General features: G+C 36.1%; 19 protein-coding genes. 11 read left to right on the top strand and 8 right to left on the bottom strand.

The window, feature by feature from the left end; translation table 11 throughout:
• The first annotated feature begins 237 nt into the window (after positions 1 to 237).
• Positions 238 to 420: a hypothetical protein gene (locus tag ABEG63_RS17900; protein WP_346586634.1), complete on the top strand. Its 183-nt coding sequence runs from the start codon at positions 238 to 240 to the stop codon at positions 418 to 420.
• A gap of 609 nt (positions 421 to 1029) precedes the next feature.
• Here the strand turns inward: ABEG63_RS17900 and ABEG63_RS17895 are convergent.
• The 3 genes from ABEG63_RS17895 to ABEG63_RS17885 form a co-directional block, all read right to left on the bottom strand.
• Entirely contained in the window at positions 1030 to 1704 is a 675-nt protein-coding gene (locus tag ABEG63_RS17895) for a peroxiredoxin-like family protein (RefSeq protein ID WP_346586632.1), read from the bottom strand.
• Between the two features lie 21 nt (positions 1705 to 1725).
• Entirely contained in the window at positions 1726 to 2274 is a 549-nt protein-coding gene (locus ABEG63_RS17890) for a carboxymuconolactone decarboxylase family protein (protein WP_346586630.1), read from the bottom strand.
• Positions 2275 to 2399: 125 nt separating this feature from the next.
• Positions 2400 to 2990: a Crp/Fnr family transcriptional regulator gene (locus ABEG63_RS17885; protein WP_346586629.1), complete on the bottom strand. Its 591-nt coding sequence runs from the start codon at positions 2988 to 2990 to the stop codon at positions 2400 to 2402.
• Positions 2991 to 3324: 334 nt separating this feature from the next.
• Between ABEG63_RS17885 and ABEG63_RS17880 the strand changes: the two genes are divergently transcribed.
• The 7 genes from ABEG63_RS17880 (at position 3325) to ABEG63_RS17850 (ending at position 8560) form a co-directional block, all read left to right on the top strand.
• On the top strand, positions 3325 to 4305 hold the full coding sequence (locus ABEG63_RS17880; RefSeq protein WP_346586628.1) for an NAD(P)H-binding protein: 981 nt from the start codon (positions 3325 to 3327) through the stop codon (positions 4303 to 4305).
• Complete coding sequence (locus tag ABEG63_RS17875; protein WP_346586626.1) at positions 4302 to 4757, top strand: DUF2147 domain-containing protein; 456 nt, start codon at positions 4302 to 4304, stop codon at positions 4755 to 4757. The genes ABEG63_RS17880 and ABEG63_RS17875 overlap by 4 nt, the downstream gene beginning before the upstream one ends.
• 31 nt (positions 4758 to 4788) lie before the next feature.
• Positions 4789 to 5709: a helix-turn-helix transcriptional regulator gene (locus ABEG63_RS17870; protein WP_346586625.1), complete on the top strand. Its 921-nt coding sequence runs from the start codon at positions 4789 to 4791 to the stop codon at positions 5707 to 5709.
• Between the two features lie 20 nt (positions 5710 to 5729).
• Positions 5730 to 6494: a hypothetical protein gene (locus tag ABEG63_RS17865; protein WP_346586623.1), complete on the top strand. Its 765-nt coding sequence runs from the start codon at positions 5730 to 5732 to the stop codon at positions 6492 to 6494.
• Between the two features lie 162 nt (positions 6495 to 6656).
• Complete coding sequence (locus ABEG63_RS17860) at positions 6657 to 7511, top strand: helix-turn-helix transcriptional regulator (RefSeq protein ID WP_346586622.1); 855 nt, start codon at positions 6657 to 6659, stop codon at positions 7509 to 7511.
• A gap of 74 nt (positions 7512 to 7585) precedes the next feature.
• Complete coding sequence (locus tag ABEG63_RS17855) at positions 7586 to 8305, top strand: hypothetical protein (protein ID WP_346586620.1); 720 nt, start codon at positions 7586 to 7588, stop codon at positions 8303 to 8305.
• Positions 8306 to 8317: 12 nt separating this feature from the next.
• A complete protein-coding gene (locus ABEG63_RS17850) occupies positions 8318 to 8560 on the top strand; it encodes a hypothetical protein (RefSeq protein WP_346586618.1) in 243 nt (80 codons plus the stop codon).
• Positions 8561 to 8608: 48 nt separating this feature from the next.
• Here the strand turns inward: ABEG63_RS17850 and ABEG63_RS17845 are convergent, their stop codons facing one another.
• The 3 genes from ABEG63_RS17845 to ABEG63_RS17835 all read right to left on the bottom strand — a co-directional run bounded on the left by ABEG63_RS17845 (position 8609) and on the right by ABEG63_RS17835 (position 10825).
• Entirely contained in the window at positions 8609 to 9520 is a 912-nt protein-coding gene (locus ABEG63_RS17845) for a helix-turn-helix transcriptional regulator (RefSeq protein ID WP_346586616.1), read from the bottom strand.
• Positions 9521 to 9600: 80 nt separating this feature from the next.
• Positions 9601 to 10047: an ester cyclase gene (locus tag ABEG63_RS17840; RefSeq protein ID WP_346586614.1), complete on the bottom strand. Its 447-nt coding sequence runs from the start codon at positions 10045 to 10047 to the stop codon at positions 9601 to 9603.
• A 13-nt stretch (positions 10048 to 10060) separates the two neighbouring features.
• Positions 10061 to 10825 (bottom strand): SDR family oxidoreductase, encoded by a 765-nt coding sequence (locus ABEG63_RS17835; protein WP_346586612.1) that lies wholly within the window; start codon positions 10823 to 10825, stop codon positions 10061 to 10063.
• A gap of 399 nt (positions 10826 to 11224) precedes the next feature.
• On the opposite strand from ABEG63_RS17835, the gene ABEG63_RS17830 reads away from it, so the two are divergent.
• A complete protein-coding gene (locus ABEG63_RS17830) occupies positions 11225 to 11794 on the top strand; it encodes a Crp/Fnr family transcriptional regulator (RefSeq protein ID WP_346586610.1) in 570 nt (189 codons plus the stop codon).
• A 78-nt stretch (positions 11795 to 11872) separates the two neighbouring features.
• Positions 11873 to 12751, top strand: a complete 879-nt coding sequence (locus ABEG63_RS17825; protein ID WP_346586608.1) for an NAD(P)H-binding protein — start codon at positions 11873 to 11875, stop codon at positions 12749 to 12751.
• A gap of 73 nt (positions 12752 to 12824) precedes the next feature.
• Here ABEG63_RS17825 and ABEG63_RS17820 read toward each other — a convergent pair whose 3' ends face one another.
• Entirely contained in the window at positions 12825 to 13172 is a 348-nt protein-coding gene (locus tag ABEG63_RS17820) for a helix-turn-helix domain-containing protein (protein ID WP_346586606.1), read from the bottom strand.
• A gap of 124 nt (positions 13173 to 13296) precedes the next feature.
• Here ABEG63_RS17820 and ABEG63_RS17815 point away from each other — a divergent pair, with 124 nt between their 5' ends.
• Complete coding sequence (locus tag ABEG63_RS17815; protein ID WP_346586604.1) at positions 13297 to 13995, top strand: nitroreductase family protein; 699 nt, start codon at positions 13297 to 13299, stop codon at positions 13993 to 13995.
• Between the two features lie 86 nt (positions 13996 to 14081).
• Here ABEG63_RS17815 and ABEG63_RS17810 read toward each other — a convergent pair whose 3' ends face one another.
• Positions 14082 to 14375 carry a hypothetical protein gene (locus tag ABEG63_RS17810; RefSeq protein ID WP_346586602.1) on the bottom strand — a complete coding sequence of 98 codons (294 nt, stop codon included), beginning with the start codon at positions 14373 to 14375 and terminating at the stop codon, positions 14082 to 14084.
• Positions 14376 to 14550: the final 175 nt, after the last annotated feature.

Below are 14550 nucleotides of genomic sequence, written 5' to 3'. Positions count from 1 at the left end.
AATTGAATAAGAATAAATACCAAATCACATACACAATATTAAATGAAATTAAAATCCTCGCAGTTTTGTGAGGATTTTACATTGAAAAAACACACCAATATATTTTTACGATTAGTCCTCAGTTTTTGCTGAGGATTTTCTTTTTGTTAATTATTTCCCGAATTTTAGAATTGTATTAAATTAATTAGTAACTTGTTACAGCGTTTTTAACGTAATTAATCACAAAAATTAATAACCATGAAAAATTTAAGAAAACTTTCCAGAAAAAGATTAATCTCTATTAATGGAGGAATCGAAGTTTGTGTTCAGAATTGTTTTGTAGGATACAGAAAATGCTGTACGCGAGGAGTACCTTATTATTGTGCCCCTGTGGGCGAAGTTTGTAAATCACCAGGTGATCCTGATGGTGAACCAATTTAAAATTTATTATAGAGACTATCTTTTGGTAGTTTCTTTTTTTTTTTGCTTAAGATTTGAAATGTGCCTTAATTTTTGATTAAAAGAATTTGTTTATCAATGAATTTATGCATTGAAGAGAAAATATGTTTTTACACGATATTTTACACGTTTGAATTTTTTGGTATAAAAATATAAAAAGCAATAACCTCTGAAATGATCTATTTCAGAGGTTTTTTGTACCCACAACCGAAGAGATATCGAAACATTTGGTGGAAGATTTAGAAAGAATTGTAGAATTAAATAATCCTGTTAGGTGACCAAGACGAGCGTATCTTCAAACACTTTTATTGATGATTTGGTTCGATTGAGCCAAATTAAAAATCAATTACAAACCTCAAAATTATCAAACAAATTCTTTTAGCTAATATGAATGCAATTTAATTATGAGAACTGCTACCATTCATCATTGGAATAGCAAGCCTTTAATTGGCTGTTCAGGTCTTGTCCAAAAACCAAACAATTTTAAATTATTTGGTGAAAGATTTGGAAAGAATTTTAGAAATAAATGATTCTTCCTGACGGCCTTAACCTCATTTGGCACCTTTATTCATAATCAGCTTGGATTAGGTCCTATGATTTTGCTAAATTTTTGATAAATGCTAATGTAGTAGAAGGTTCCGGACGGAAACGGTAATCGGGATCTACCAATACGTCCAGGATTTTTCCGTCCTGTCCGATTACAAATCGAGCAGGGATAGGAAGTTCCCAGGCAGAACCTTCGTTAATCTCCTGAATATTGTTATTAAATCTTTCCATATACAGATCCTGTAAATATTGAGGAAATTCATATACTAATCCGAATGCTTTTCCGGTTTTATTGTCATTATCTACAAGCAGATTATACTTGAGATGTAATTCTTCGGCTTGTTCTTCTGTTCGGATAAAACTTTGTGGCGACAATACGACGAGATCTGCCCCGTTTTCCTGAATTTCAGGATAGAATAGGTTTAATGCCTTTATTTCTTCCACACAATAGGGACACCAGCTTCCTCTGTAAAAGCTAACAACCAAAGATCCCTTTTTTAATAATTCGGAGGATGAGATGATTTTTCCGTTTTGGTTTTTAAGATCAAATTCAGGAGCGGCATCGCCTTTCTTTAACACTTTATCCAACGCTCCAGAATTGCGGAGAAATTCAATATGTCTTTCCATGGTTTCATTATCTTCAGGTGATAATTTGGATCCCCAAAAATCTCTGTGTTTTTTAAGGCGTGTTTCTAACTGAAAGTTTTCTGTATTTTTCATTGTTTTACTAATTAATGATGATTATAACTGATCAGCTAAAGGAAAATCAATGTCAAGTTGCGTAAGATTGTGGATATAATTGCTGATGATCTTGTCGCCCACTACCATAATGACGTCGATAAGGTTGATTTCACTATATCCAGCCTTAAAGAACGCATCAACGTTTTCCTGGGTCGCTTTACCACGGTTTTCAACGACAGAAGCGGTGAATTTTGCCAACGCATCTAATTTACTGTCAAAAGTAGCTTTACATCCTCGGATCTCTACAATATTTTCGTCTGAAAAGCCGTTCATTTTACCTAAAACCGTATGGGCAGATTGGCAATAACGACATCCGTTGATCTGGCTGGTTACAAGATTGATGACTTCTCTTTCTTTAGGTCTTAAGGTGCTTTTGCGATTTTGTAAAGCGAGATAATCGCCTAATGCGGTTTCATTTTTACCAAAATAGGCGTATAGATTCGGTACGAAACCAAGACCTTTCTGAAGATTGTCGAAAATGTTTTGGTTGTTGGAAGAAACTTCATTGCGTTTAGGAACTGTAAATGTTCTGTTGTCTGTTGTACTCATATGCTTTATATGTAAATTATTTGTCATTATTGACATTACAAAGGTGCTGCAATCACCGCTGCGAGTACAATCAACTAGATTAGGAAATCAACAGAAACCAGTTGAACATAAAAAATGAAACTGGATTAACTTTTTTTTGAAACTCTGATGTTTCGGAGCTTTGACAGATATTGTGTAGTCATTCCCAGAAATGAGGCCAGTGCGTACTGAGGCACACGATGGGCAATGGAAGGATATTTTTGTTCGAATTCTTCATAGCGTTCTTCAGCAGTTTTTGTAAGATTGCTGATGAGTCTTCTCTGCATTGCGGCAACAGAGCTTTCTGCCATTTTTCTGAAAAAAGTTTCGAATTTGTGATTGGCAGCTTTTAAATTTTGTTCACTTTCGTAATCGATCTGAAGAATGATGCTGTCTTCCAAAGCCATAACGAACATTGATGCCGGTTGCTGAGAGATATATCCGTTGTAATCTGAAATCCACCAGTCTTCAATGGCAAACTGAACCGTATGTTCTGCGCCTTCATCACCAATAACATATGCTCTGAATGCGCCCTGTACCACATAGTTTCTATATTTTGGAATAAAATCCGGCTGGATGATGAATTGTCTTTTCTTGATTTTGGTAACTTTGAAATAGGAGATAAATTCTTTCATTTCCTCCTCGTTAAAGGATATTTTTTTACTGATGTGATCGATGAGCGGCTGAAATGAATCCATATTTACTTCTAAATTTATATTGCTAATGTAAGATATTAAACTTTTATTTTCAAATCATCATATCTATTTTATGTGTAGGGCAAAATTCTGGACTTGTATCCATAATCAAAGTAATATCTGAAAGGTACGGAAGAAATTTTACAATCATCATTATTGAATTGGCTATCAGTATTCTAGATTATATGTCAATCTAATTCTAACTTCTTAGTATTACTTAATTTCGCTTCCATTGTTCAACGATAAGTAAAGTTTTGAACACAAAAAGCGTGGATTTGAACACGTGCTACGAATTAAATAAACTGAAATTTGTTATCATAATAAATGACAAATTAAAATGAAAATAATTGTAACAGGTTCACTAGGAAATATCAGCAAGCCGTTGGTAGTACAATTAATTAAACAGGGGCATCAGGTTACCGTAGTCAGCAGTTCGGCTGCGAGGAAATCAGAAATAGAGCAGTTGGGAGCACAAGCGGCAATCGGCGAAATTGAAGATCGCATTTTTCTGACCAAAGCTTTCGAAGGTCATGATGCGGCGTACTGTATGATTCCACCCTTTAACTTTTTCGGGAACCAAAACTTTGATTACAGGGAAAAGGCATTGAAGATCAGTACGAATTATGTTCAGGCGATTCAAAAATCAGGCATAAAAAAGGTGATCCATCTAAGCAGTGTGGGTGCTGAAAAACAAAGTGGGACAGGGGTCTTGGTTTTTCATTATATTGCAGAAAATGTTTTTAAAGAACTTTCTCAAGACGTTTATGTGACGCATCTTCGTCCCGCATCTTACGATTATAATTTGTATGCCTTTCTGGATATGGTAAAGGGCAATGGTTTTTTGAAAGGTATTATCGGGAAATTACTTTACTTTAAACATTATGGTTTTAAAGGCCTTCTAAAAGGCTATTCCGGAATCATCTTGTCAAATTACGGAGGAACCGACAAAATAGCCTGGGTATCACCGATCGATATAGCATCAGCCATCGCAGAGGAAATTAATGCTCAACAGAAAGGCAGAAAAATAAGATATGTTGCCAGTGAAGAACTTACTTGCCAGGAAATAGCCACCATTTTAGGGAATGCTATTGATAAGCCGTACTTGAAATGGGTGCTTATCAGCGATGCGCAAATGAAGGATGCCTTTATAAAAATAGGAGCATCAGACAAAATCGCCAAAGAATTTACGGAAATGAATGTGGCAATACACGATGGAAGCCTGTTTGAGGATTACTTTAAAAACAGACCAGCGATATTGGGCAGGGTGAAAATAAAAGATTTTGCAGAAGAATTTGCCATCAAATACAGTAAACAATGAAACATCTATTTCTAACCATTCTATTTCTTAATTTATCAACAAGGCTATCTTCACAATCGAAAGCCGATGATATTGTAGGCACTTGGTACAGTCCGGTGAAAGAAGGTAATGTGCAGATATTCAGAAGCGGAAAAAATTATTTTGGGAAACTCATTTATCTAAAACATTCTTTGGACAGCCAGGGAAAACCTCTTTTGGACGTGAATAATCCTGATGAGCTAAAACGCAAATTGCCATTGGTCGGAATTCTATTATTAACTGATATTACATTTGATGCCAAGAAGAAAAGCTGGAAAGGAAAGCTTTATGATTATGATGGGAATAAGGGAAATACGTACGATTCTTATATTACCATCAACAAAAATGGTCATCTAAATATTAAGGGATTTTGGGGACTTTCCTTCTTCGGATTGAATCCAGGTCTTACTTTGGAAAGAGTTGATGCAGAATAATCTTATATTTAAATCTTGTAAACTCAATAAAATGAATGCTCAGCAGCCTTACAGAATAAAAACCATCAAAGAATACCATAAAATATTAGGAATTGGTGCTCCGCAACATCCAATGATAAGTGTCGTAGATCTTGCCGAAATAACAACTTACAAAAGTGAAGAAACGATAAGGGTGATCTTTGATTTTTACATCATCTCACTTAAAAAAGCAGAGGGTGGGGAGGTGTATTATGGATATGGTCAGCAGAAATATGATTTTGATAACGGCATTTTATTCTTCATTGCTCCCAATCAGGTATTTTCATTTAGGGCGGATGAAGGTTTTAAAAGTTCAGGAAGTATGTTGCTCATTCATCCTGACTTCCTGTGGGGAAATCCGTTAGCAAAAACCATTAAGAAATACGAATTTTTCAATTATGCGGTAAATGAAGCTCTCTTTGTTTCTGAAAAAGAAGAACTTGTTTTAAACAGTTTCATCAAAAATATCGAGCAGGAATACTATTCACACATCGATAAATTCAGCGAAGCAATCATTATCTCACAAATCGAATCTTTCCTTAATTACTCGGACAGGTTTTATATGCGTCAGTTCCTTACACGTAAAATATCGGGAAATCAAATCCTGGACAAATTGGAAAAAATCCTTAATGATTATTTTGATGATGAAGATGTCATCAATAAAGGGTTGCCGACCGTACCGTATGTTGCCGGACTTCTCAATTGTTCCCCCAACTATCTCAGTGGTGTGTTGAAAAACCTTACCGGTAAGAATACTCAACAACACATTCACGAGAAGATCATTGAAAAGGCAAAAGAGAAACTTTCGACCACGACGCTTAGTGTAGGCGAAATTGCTTTTGAACTAGGGTTCGAGTATCCGCAGTCGTTCAGCAAATTGTTTAAAAGTAAGACCAACCTTTCTCCGGTGGAGTTCCGGACTTCTTTCAATTAAATTTAATCACTAATCATCTTATGATCGACTTTTTAGCATCACTGAAATCAAAAAATGAATACTTGTTTTACTTTGGATTTGTATGTCTGATCACTGCCGTTTTAATATTGATGAAATCAAAATTTAGCGATGTCCAGATCAATGGGGTAAATGCCTGGTACAAACCACTTAAATTTGCATTGTCAATGGGTATATTCAGCTGGACGATGGGCTGGTATACAGGGTATCTTTCTTATAAATGCATCAATCTGTACAATTGGTCATTGATTATCTTCCTGGGATTCGAAGTTTTCTATGTTGCACTTCAGGCTTCTCGAGGTCAATTGTCACATTATAATACCAGTTCGACTTTATATACTTTACTGACTGTTGCAATGGCAATTTCGGCAATAGCAGCTACATTATATACAGGTTATATCGGCATTTTGTTTTGTACCGAGAAGTTCCCTGAACTTCCGGATTATTATGTTTGGGCCATTCGCTTAGGAATCTTTTTATTTGTGATATTTGCTTTGGAAGGTGCTGTTATTGGTGCTCATGGTTCGCCAAGAGTTGGCGGTACAGACGGCGGCGCAATTCCGTTTCTGAACTGGAGCCTTACCTATGGCGATCTGCGCATCGCCCATTTTGTAGGGATGCACGCTTTGCAGCTATTGCCATTACTTGCCTTTTATGTACTTAAGGATGTGAGGATGGTTATTTTGATAGGAATAATGTATGGTTTATTATCGTTGTTTTGTCTTGTGCTAGCTCTTAATGCCAGGTCGTTGTTATCATTTCAGTAAATCTTTTATCAGTACTATTCAGATCAATTTTGAAATTGCCTCCGATATTTTGGACAAGGTTTCGTAATCACTTAGAAAAATAATAAAGAGGATTGCTAAAAATTAAGAACTGGTTCTTATTTCTACATAAAGTGTTGTAACTTGGAATTGTAATAATTAAGTATGTCATTTAAGCCACAGTTTATTCCGTTAAATACTTTTCCTGATGTTGAAAGCAAAGGCATCATCATTGAAAGATCATCCGTTGAAAATCTCGAATTAGACAGAATAAAAAAAGCGCACCGGGATAATTACCATTTGTTCTTTATTCTGGAACAAGGCAGTGGAATATTTGAAATAGACTTCAGGCAGTATACCATCGTTTCACCTTCTATACTCTATATTCAGCCTTATCAGGTACATCGTGGAATTTCTTTTAAAGAAGGGATTTTTACGGTCATTCTTATAAACGATGAAAACCTGAATACGGAATATCTTGATCTTTTAAAGAAAATAGCTCCGGCAGATCCCCTGCCGTTGCAAACTGAGAATTTCGATGTTTTATCAGATACCGTAGCAATTTGTATTAAAATGTATAAGGATTATGAAAGGAAATTATATTATCCGATATTGAAAAATAGTTGCAACGCTTTGATAGGACTGATTGTTTCAAACTTTCTAACGGATTCTGACCAAATTAAGTCACCTAACCGTTCTGAAGTTATTATGAGTAATTTTAAATCTTTATTGGAAGATCAATTCATTGTACAAAAGAATCCAAAGTTTTATGCTGAGCAGTTGAATATATCGACATCTTATCTGAATGAATGCGCCAAAAAGGTAACAGGCAAGACCGTTTCCTATCATATTCAGGAAAGAATTATTTTAGAATCAAAACGTCTTTTGTCTCATTCTTCAAAATCGGTTAAAGAGATTGCAAACTATCTGGGATATGAAGATTACTCGTATTTTTCACGTCTGTTTAGTAAATCAACAGGGATGACTGCTTTAACATTCAGAAAGAAAAGCTTCGAATAGTCCTATACTTACATTCTCCAGTCTATTTTCACGCTTTGCATTTCTTTATTTCTTTGTACAACAAAATTAAAGATATGCCAACAGCACCAAAATGGCTCAATGATGCCCTTGAAAAAATAGCCCCTTCATTTATACGACTCGTAAAAGTGGAAAAATCCGTTTATCTTAATCCTCATCTAAAGAAAGTACGTTTAAAAGGTAATTTTACCTCTTTGGATTTTGCTCCGGGATTCACGATTTCATTTCGGGTTACTCCCACAGAGTCGCGTCACTATACTGTTTGTGCAGATGATTCAAAGAAATACATTGAATTTATAGCCCATTTGCACGGTAATGCGGCTGGAGCTGATTATATAAACAATCTTCAACCCGACGATCAAGAAATAAAGCTGGCAGTCTTAGGAAGTGACAAACAATATGACCCAAAGGTAGAAAAGCAACTTATTTTTGGAGATGAAACTTCCCTAAGTTTAATGCTCAGTTTTCTGCCCTTTCTCAAAAAAAATAATCATCAATTTATGTTTTATATCGAATTAGAAGAGGAGAATATGATTATTCCTGAAGAAATTGGTCTATACAATTATACGGTTTTTTCGAAAAGGGATGTATTTCGTAATGTAGAAGAAATACAGCAATTGACTCTATTAAATGATTCTGAATGGTCAGACGCAAATGTAATACTCACAGGTAATGTTAAGTCAGTTCAGAACTTCAGAAAAGCTTTGAAATTAAATAACCATAAGGGTAGAATCTATGTTAAAGGATATTGGCTTGAAGGAAAAAAAGGATTATAATTTTATTGACCAATGAAATTCTTATTACTTAAAGACCATAATGAGCGTAAACAGAATATAATAGATTCAATATCAGAATTCTTGTGGGATTCAGGTCACGAGGTTGTTAAAAGAATTCCTGATTATAATATTGACAATACTGAGGAAGATGATGACTACGATTATATTTTAACAATAGGTGATATTTCTGAAGCTTCTGATAAATCTAGCCATGCAAAATATAATAATTTTTCACTTATGGTAAGAGTTAAATAATCTCAATTTTTTAAATTGAGATTTACTTTAGGCAAACACGATTATTTTTTAATTAAATGATTTCCGAAACTCCAATGGTGAAACGCTCGTCTTCAATTTGAAAAGTTTGCTGAAAGACTGGGGATGCTCAAATCCCAGTTCATAGGCAATCTCACTTACTGAAAGATCAGTGGTAGATAATTTCTCTTTCGCTTTTTCGATCAGTTTCTGGTGGATGTGTTCCTGAGCATTTTTACCGGTAAGATGCTTCAGCATACTGCTCAGATAATCGGATGAAACATTCATAGCATCGGCAACTTTTTTGACAGAAAGAAGACCACCTTCCGCTTGTTCTTCAGAAGAGAAATAGGAATTCAGAAAATTCTCAACTTTGGTCAGCATTTGGTGGCTGCTGATTTTTCTGGTGATAAACTGCCGGTTGTAAAACCGTTCACAATATTTGAGCAACAGTTCGATCTGAGCGATAATAAGACCTTGGGAAAAGCCGTCAATATTTGCGTGATATTCCTGTTTGATGTTTTCGAAAATATTGAGGATGATCGTTTCTTCTTTACTGGATAGAAAAAGCGCTTCATGGATCGAATAATCGAAAAAGGAATACTTTTTAATATTCTGTGCCAGATGCGACCCCCATAAGAAGTCAGGGTGGATTTGTAGCAGATAACCGGATCCGCTGTTTTGCGAATCCGGATCTCTTTCTATCCTTAAAACCTGGCCAGGCGCGATAAAAGACATCAGTCCTTCATCAAAATCATAGATTTGCTGCCCGTAATAAAGCTTTGCGCCAATATCCCGCTTTAAAGCGATCGAATAAAAATCCATAACGATATTCACCGCTTGGGAATCTTCGTCAAACTGCAACAGCGAATAATCGACAAGGCTGATCAGGGGATGTTCAGGTTGGTGGAGTGCTCTGAAACGATGATATTCTGTGATGGATTTTATTCTCGTGATTTCCATATAAGCAAATTTAAAGTTTTATCTGCCTCTTGCAAAAAGACAGTTTAAAAAAAAGGCAGTATTCAGATGCTGAAAGACCATTATATGATTTCCGCTGACTTACTTTTCATTAAAAGTCCGAACCAGTCCTCCAAATGCCAGGTATGGGTAAGCTTGCCATCCTTCAAGTAATGAAATTCGTGCAATGCTACGGAAACCTTTTGATGAGTTGGCGGGATTCCCATAATTTCATTGACGTGGGTGAACTCCATTGAAGCCCTTACCGCTACGCGCTCGCGAGTTCCGAAAATCTCGTGAATGACGACCTCGATATCCGGGCAGAGCCCAAAAAGGTGTTTCATTATTTCCTGAAGACCTTTCGGACCTTCCTTCTGACCGGGCGCCAGCGGAATATCCTTCCAATCCGGCATACAGATCTCATCCAAAATTTCAGGATTCTTCATCTTGAATGCACCGTAAAATTTTTTGATCGTATCTATTTCTGTTTCCGTTAATGCTTTAACATGCTCAATTTCTCCATTTCCCATTTTGATTTAGGTATTAAAGATTAGAACCTCCTGAAATTTCAATACGCTGGGCATTGATCCAACCCGCGGCATCACTGCACAAAAAAGCCACAACGCCCCCGATATCTTCAGGAAGACCAACTCTCCCCAGAGCAGTTTGAGAGGCTAAATGTCGATTCATTTCCACATTGTCCCGAACGGCACCGCCCATAATATCGGTCTCAATCGCTCCGGGTGCTATCACATTAACCCTGATATTCCTCTTGCCTAATTCCTGGGCCTGATATTTGGTCAGTGTTTCCATAGCGCCTTTTAATGCGGCATAGGCTGCAAAACCTGGTGTGGCAAAACGGGTGAGACCCGACGAAACATTCACAATACCACCGAAAGGATTGATTTGAGGCAACAGTTTTTGAGTAAGAAAAAATGGTCCTCTAAAGTGTACGTTTTCCATTTCTGTGAACTGCTCTTCAGTAATATTTTCAAATTCTGCATAGTGGATGAAACCTGCGTTGTTGATTAGAAAGTCAAATTTGTCTGTATTGAATTGAGACTGCAATTCGGATGTCAAAGTTTTTGTAAACTCATCGAAACTTGAAGAATTTGAAACATCAAGCTTCAATGCAATTCCTTTTTGTCCCAGTCCTTCAATTTGTTTTACCACTTCTTCTGCAGCTTCTTTTCGACTGTTGTAGGTGAAAACGATATCCAATCCATTTTTAGCAAGACTCAGCACCATATCTTTTCCGAGACCACGGCTTCCACCAGTAACGATAGCAATTTTGTTTTTAGATGACATACTTTTTTTGTTTTTAATATTTATATGAAGCAAAGGTAAAACGATGCGGAAATGAAAACGTATCCAAAACCTGACTGGTTGTAGCCAAAAGCCATCTCCTGATCTACATGTTTTTTGTGAAAATCTTTTTTTTCTGGAAATTATCGTATTTTTAAGTTCCCTGAAAAACTTATACGCGATCATTCCGGCTTCTCAGTATTTCTCGAAAATTAATTCGTGGTGGATTCCTTGAGCCATTCCTATAACAACAGTGATGTTTCTTCCGTTATCATTTTTAAAATATTTATGAGAGCCTGGACTATGGATCAACTTGTCTGGATTTATCTAAATCATAAAAGAGATGACATAATGTGTAACTTTGAGACTGCAATTCAACTGACAAAGCCATAAAATATTTAAATGTATAGACAATTAGAAAAATATTTCAAAGCAAGAACTGAAATTGACGATGAAACACTATCTTATATTTCTTCGTACTTTAAATTGAAAAAGACCAAAAGAAACGAATTTCTTTTGAAGGAAGGCGAGATCTGTAAACATTTCTATTTTCTAAACAAAGGTTGCGCCCGACTTTTCAGCGTTAATAGGGAAGGAGAAGAGGCAACAAGATATTTTCATTTTGAAGATACATTTGGAACTGCTTTATCAAGCTTTATCAATCAAAAACCTGCATTTGAATTTATGCAAACCATTGAACCATCGGAATTGTTGATTATAACTCACGCAGACTACTTTCATCTGGTTGAAACAATTCCTCAGTTTGGATTTGTGTACAAAGAAATTTTAGAATTGGCTTACATCAAATCACAGGAAAGAATTTACTGTTTTCAAGGTTTAGATGCGATAGAGAAAGTTCGTTGGGTTTTAACGAATCAAGCAAAATTACTGACCAGATTATCAAACAAAATGGTCGCATCTTACTTAGGGCTCACTCCTCAGACGTTAAGCAGATTAAAATCGAAGGTCTGAAAATGTGAACATAGGACAACGTTTACAAAATTAACTGTTATCATCTTTGTACTTCATTAAACAATTAAAAGTTCAATTATGATTTTAGTAACAACGCCAACAGGCAATACGGGCTCACTGATTCTGCAACAACTGATTAAGCAAGAACAAAAAGTAAGAATTTTTGTTAGAGACCCGAATAAAATACCAGCTGACATTTTAGAAAGGGTAGAAGTTGCCACAGGCTCTTTGCTGAATGAGGATGAATTCACAGAAGCAGTGAAAGGCTGTGATACTCTTTATTTCTGTGTACCTCAAAGCAATAGTCAGAAAGATGTAAATACCTATTACGAAAACTTTGCAAAAGTAGCTTCAAAGGCCATTAAAAATACAGGGACAAAAAGAGTTGTTTATTTATCTGGTCTCGGCAAAGAAAGTGATCTGCGGGCAGGTCTCATTACAGCATTGCACAGAGGCGAAGATATAATCAGTCAATCCGGGGCATCGGTAAGGTCATTGCGTTGTCCGGTATTTTTTGAAACGCTATTGTATCAGACTGCATCCCTTAAAAAATCAGGAACGTTCTTTTTGCCCATAGATGGAAATTATAAATTCCCGCAAATTGCTATAAAAGACATCGCATCAAAAGCGGTAGAATTACTAATCGACACAACCTGGACAGGTGTTGAAGGGTTTGCAGTTCACGGTCCGGCAGATTTAAGCTACAATGAGATTGCGCAACAAATGAGTGATTTAACAGGAAGGCCTATTCGTTTTCAAGAAGTTTCAAAAGAAGACTATATAAAAACGCTTTTAGAACAACATTATACCAGCGAAGCATTTGCCATCTCTCTGACAGAAATGTTGACGGCAATTGGCAGCGGGCTGTATGAAAGAGAACCGCGAACGGAGGCCAGTACAACGTCAACAACTATTAAAGAATGGATGATTGAAAATTTAGTTTCAAAAATAAAGTAAGAAATATACAGATAAACTATCCGGAAACCAAAACTAATTTTCCAGCAGCCAAAGAGATTAAAGATGTTTCGATTTAAAAGTCTTCTAAAATTCTTTTGCGGTGCAGAAGTCCCCAATCAGCAATGGTATCTGTCAAAGTTTTTAGTGACATTCCGTATTCTGTAACAGAATAACTTACAGCGAGAGGTTTAGTGGAAGCTACAGTACGATCAATAACGCCATTGATCTCTAATTCCTGCAATTCCCTGCTGAGCATTTTACCGGATATTCCGTTGAGATTTTTTAAAAGTTCGGAATAACGCATCGGCTGATAGCACAATCTTGCAATGATGGAAATTTTCCATTTTCCACTCAAGAGCTCCATGGTATCATCAATAGCCCGGATTTTAATTTGACATTCACTAAAAGGAATTGGCTCCATAATTCTTAAGTTTATTTGATGTGGTTACTTTTTTGTCACATAGGGTATCCGCAAGTAACAGTTACTTTTTGTCACAAAGTTACTTTTTTTAATTTATAGTCTTTAATTTTGACAAAAAAAGATAATGAGTTTACTTACAGCTTTACAATGGCGCTATGCGACAAAGAAAATGAACGGTACAAAAGTACCTCAGGAAAAATTAGAATATATTTTAGAAGCTGCCCGTATGGCACCTTCATCATCGGGTCTTCAACAGTATAAAATAATTGTAGTTTCTGACCCTAGATTATTGGAAAAGATCAAGGGGATTGCATACAATCAAAGCCAGATCACGGACTGTTCTCATCTGCTTGTATTTGCAGCTTGGGATGAATATACTGATGAACGAATCACACAAGTTTTTAATGATATGATGGATGAACGCCAACTTCCTCACGATACGATGGACAGTTACAAATCTGTCATTCTGGACTTGTTTGAAACGAAAGGAAAAGAATGGGAAGTTCATCACGCAGCAAAACAAAGTTACATTTCTTTTGGTTTGGCAATTGCTGCCGCAGCCGAGCAGAAGGTGGATGCAACACCGATAGAAGGTTTCCTGCCAGATCAACTGGACATTCTTCTCAAATTGAAGGAGCAAGGATATAGAAGCACAGTACTCTTGCCTTTAGGCTATCGCGATGAAGCAAATGATTGGTTGGTCCATATGAAGAAAGTACGAACCCGTAAGGAAGTTTTCATTACAGAAATGACTTATGAAGATGCAGAGCAAAGCGGGTTTGAGGCAATGAGCCAAGGTCTAGACGGTCTTATGCAAAAATAAGTTTATTTCATACAAAAATGGAGGTCATTTATAAAAAAGACCTCCTTTCTATTTTATTGAATAATTGTTTTTATGATTGTTATCATCTAATAAAATCTTAAAAAATGATGGTTAATAATTCTATCAATAGTTTCATTACTTTCTAAAGTCCCATTCCATATTTTATTCATATAAGAATTAAAATGATTCTGTAATAAATTACCCCATCCTGCTTTTTTAGTTAAAGTTACACCTGGAATATCTATTATTGCATCTCCAATTCCTCCCTCAGAAAAGCCAGTATTGAGACTTAAAAAATTACCACTATACCCTAAACTAATATTTTCAGAACTTGTAAAGCTTCCACCTGTATTATTCCAGCTCCCTCCTAATCCATACATCTTATCTATAAGATCATTTACAGAACCTGTAGATCCCGATCCAGCCTATCCACCACCAGCGTCCTGAGCGAAATACATTCCATGAGCACTTGAACTTCCCATTCCATTATAACTCGATAACGTAGAATTAGGATCAAAATCTCCATTAAATGCAGAATGTTCTCCATAGGTATCC

It is taken from the genome of Chryseobacterium sp. C39-AII1, from assembly GCF_039672645.1.
In the GTDB taxonomy this organism is placed as follows: domain Bacteria; phylum Bacteroidota; class Bacteroidia; order Flavobacteriales; family Weeksellaceae; genus Chryseobacterium.
This window is presented reverse-complemented; position numbering and strand designations above follow the sequence as displayed.

Bases quoted from the DNA above. Each gene is read 5' to 3' on its own strand.
- ABEG63_RS17900 (WP_346586634.1), top strand. From the start codon at position 238: ATGAAAAATTTAAGAAAACTTTCCAGAAAAAGATTAATCTCTATTAAT.
- ABEG63_RS17895 (WP_346586632.1), bottom strand. From the start codon at position 1,704: ATGAAAAATACAGAAAACTTTCAGTTAGAAACACGCCTTAAAAAACAC.
- ABEG63_RS17890 (WP_346586630.1), bottom strand. From the start codon at position 2,274: ATGAGTACAACAGACAACAGAACATTTACAGTTCCTAAACGCAATGAA.
- ABEG63_RS17885 (WP_346586629.1), bottom strand. From the start codon at position 2,990: ATGGATTCATTTCAGCCGCTCATCGATCACATCAGTAAAAAAATATCC.
- ABEG63_RS17880 (WP_346586628.1), top strand. From the start codon at position 3,325: ATGAAAATAATTGTAACAGGTTCACTAGGAAATATCAGCAAGCCGTTG.
- ABEG63_RS17875 (WP_346586626.1), top strand. From the start codon at position 4,302: ATGAAACATCTATTTCTAACCATTCTATTTCTTAATTTATCAACAAGG.
- ABEG63_RS17870 (WP_346586625.1), top strand. From the start codon at position 4,789: ATGAATGCTCAGCAGCCTTACAGAATAAAAACCATCAAAGAATACCAT.
- ABEG63_RS17865 (WP_346586623.1), top strand. From the start codon at position 5,730: ATGATCGACTTTTTAGCATCACTGAAATCAAAAAATGAATACTTGTTT.
- ABEG63_RS17860 (WP_346586622.1), top strand. From the start codon at position 6,657: ATGTCATTTAAGCCACAGTTTATTCCGTTAAATACTTTTCCTGATGTT.
- ABEG63_RS17855 (WP_346586620.1), top strand. From the start codon at position 7,586: ATGCCAACAGCACCAAAATGGCTCAATGATGCCCTTGAAAAAATAGCC.
- ABEG63_RS17850 (WP_346586618.1), top strand. From the start codon at position 8,318: ATGAAATTCTTATTACTTAAAGACCATAATGAGCGTAAACAGAATATA.
- ABEG63_RS17845 (WP_346586616.1), bottom strand. From the start codon at position 9,520: ATGGAAATCACGAGAATAAAATCCATCACAGAATATCATCGTTTCAGA.
- ABEG63_RS17840 (WP_346586614.1), bottom strand. From the start codon at position 10,047: ATGGGAAATGGAGAAATTGAGCATGTTAAAGCATTAACGGAAACAGAA.
- ABEG63_RS17835 (WP_346586612.1), bottom strand. From the start codon at position 10,825: ATGTCATCTAAAAACAAAATTGCTATCGTTACTGGTGGAAGCCGTGGT.
- ABEG63_RS17830 (WP_346586610.1), top strand. From the start codon at position 11,225: ATGTATAGACAATTAGAAAAATATTTCAAAGCAAGAACTGAAATTGAC.
- ABEG63_RS17825 (WP_346586608.1), top strand. From the start codon at position 11,873: ATGATTTTAGTAACAACGCCAACAGGCAATACGGGCTCACTGATTCTG.
- ABEG63_RS17820 (WP_346586606.1), bottom strand. From the start codon at position 13,172: ATGGAGCCAATTCCTTTTAGTGAATGTCAAATTAAAATCCGGGCTATT.
- ABEG63_RS17815 (WP_346586604.1), top strand. From the start codon at position 13,297: ATGAGTTTACTTACAGCTTTACAATGGCGCTATGCGACAAAGAAAATG.
- ABEG63_RS17810 (WP_346586602.1), bottom strand. From the start codon at position 14,375: ATGTATGGATTAGGAGGGAGCTGGAATAATACAGGTGGAAGCTTTACA.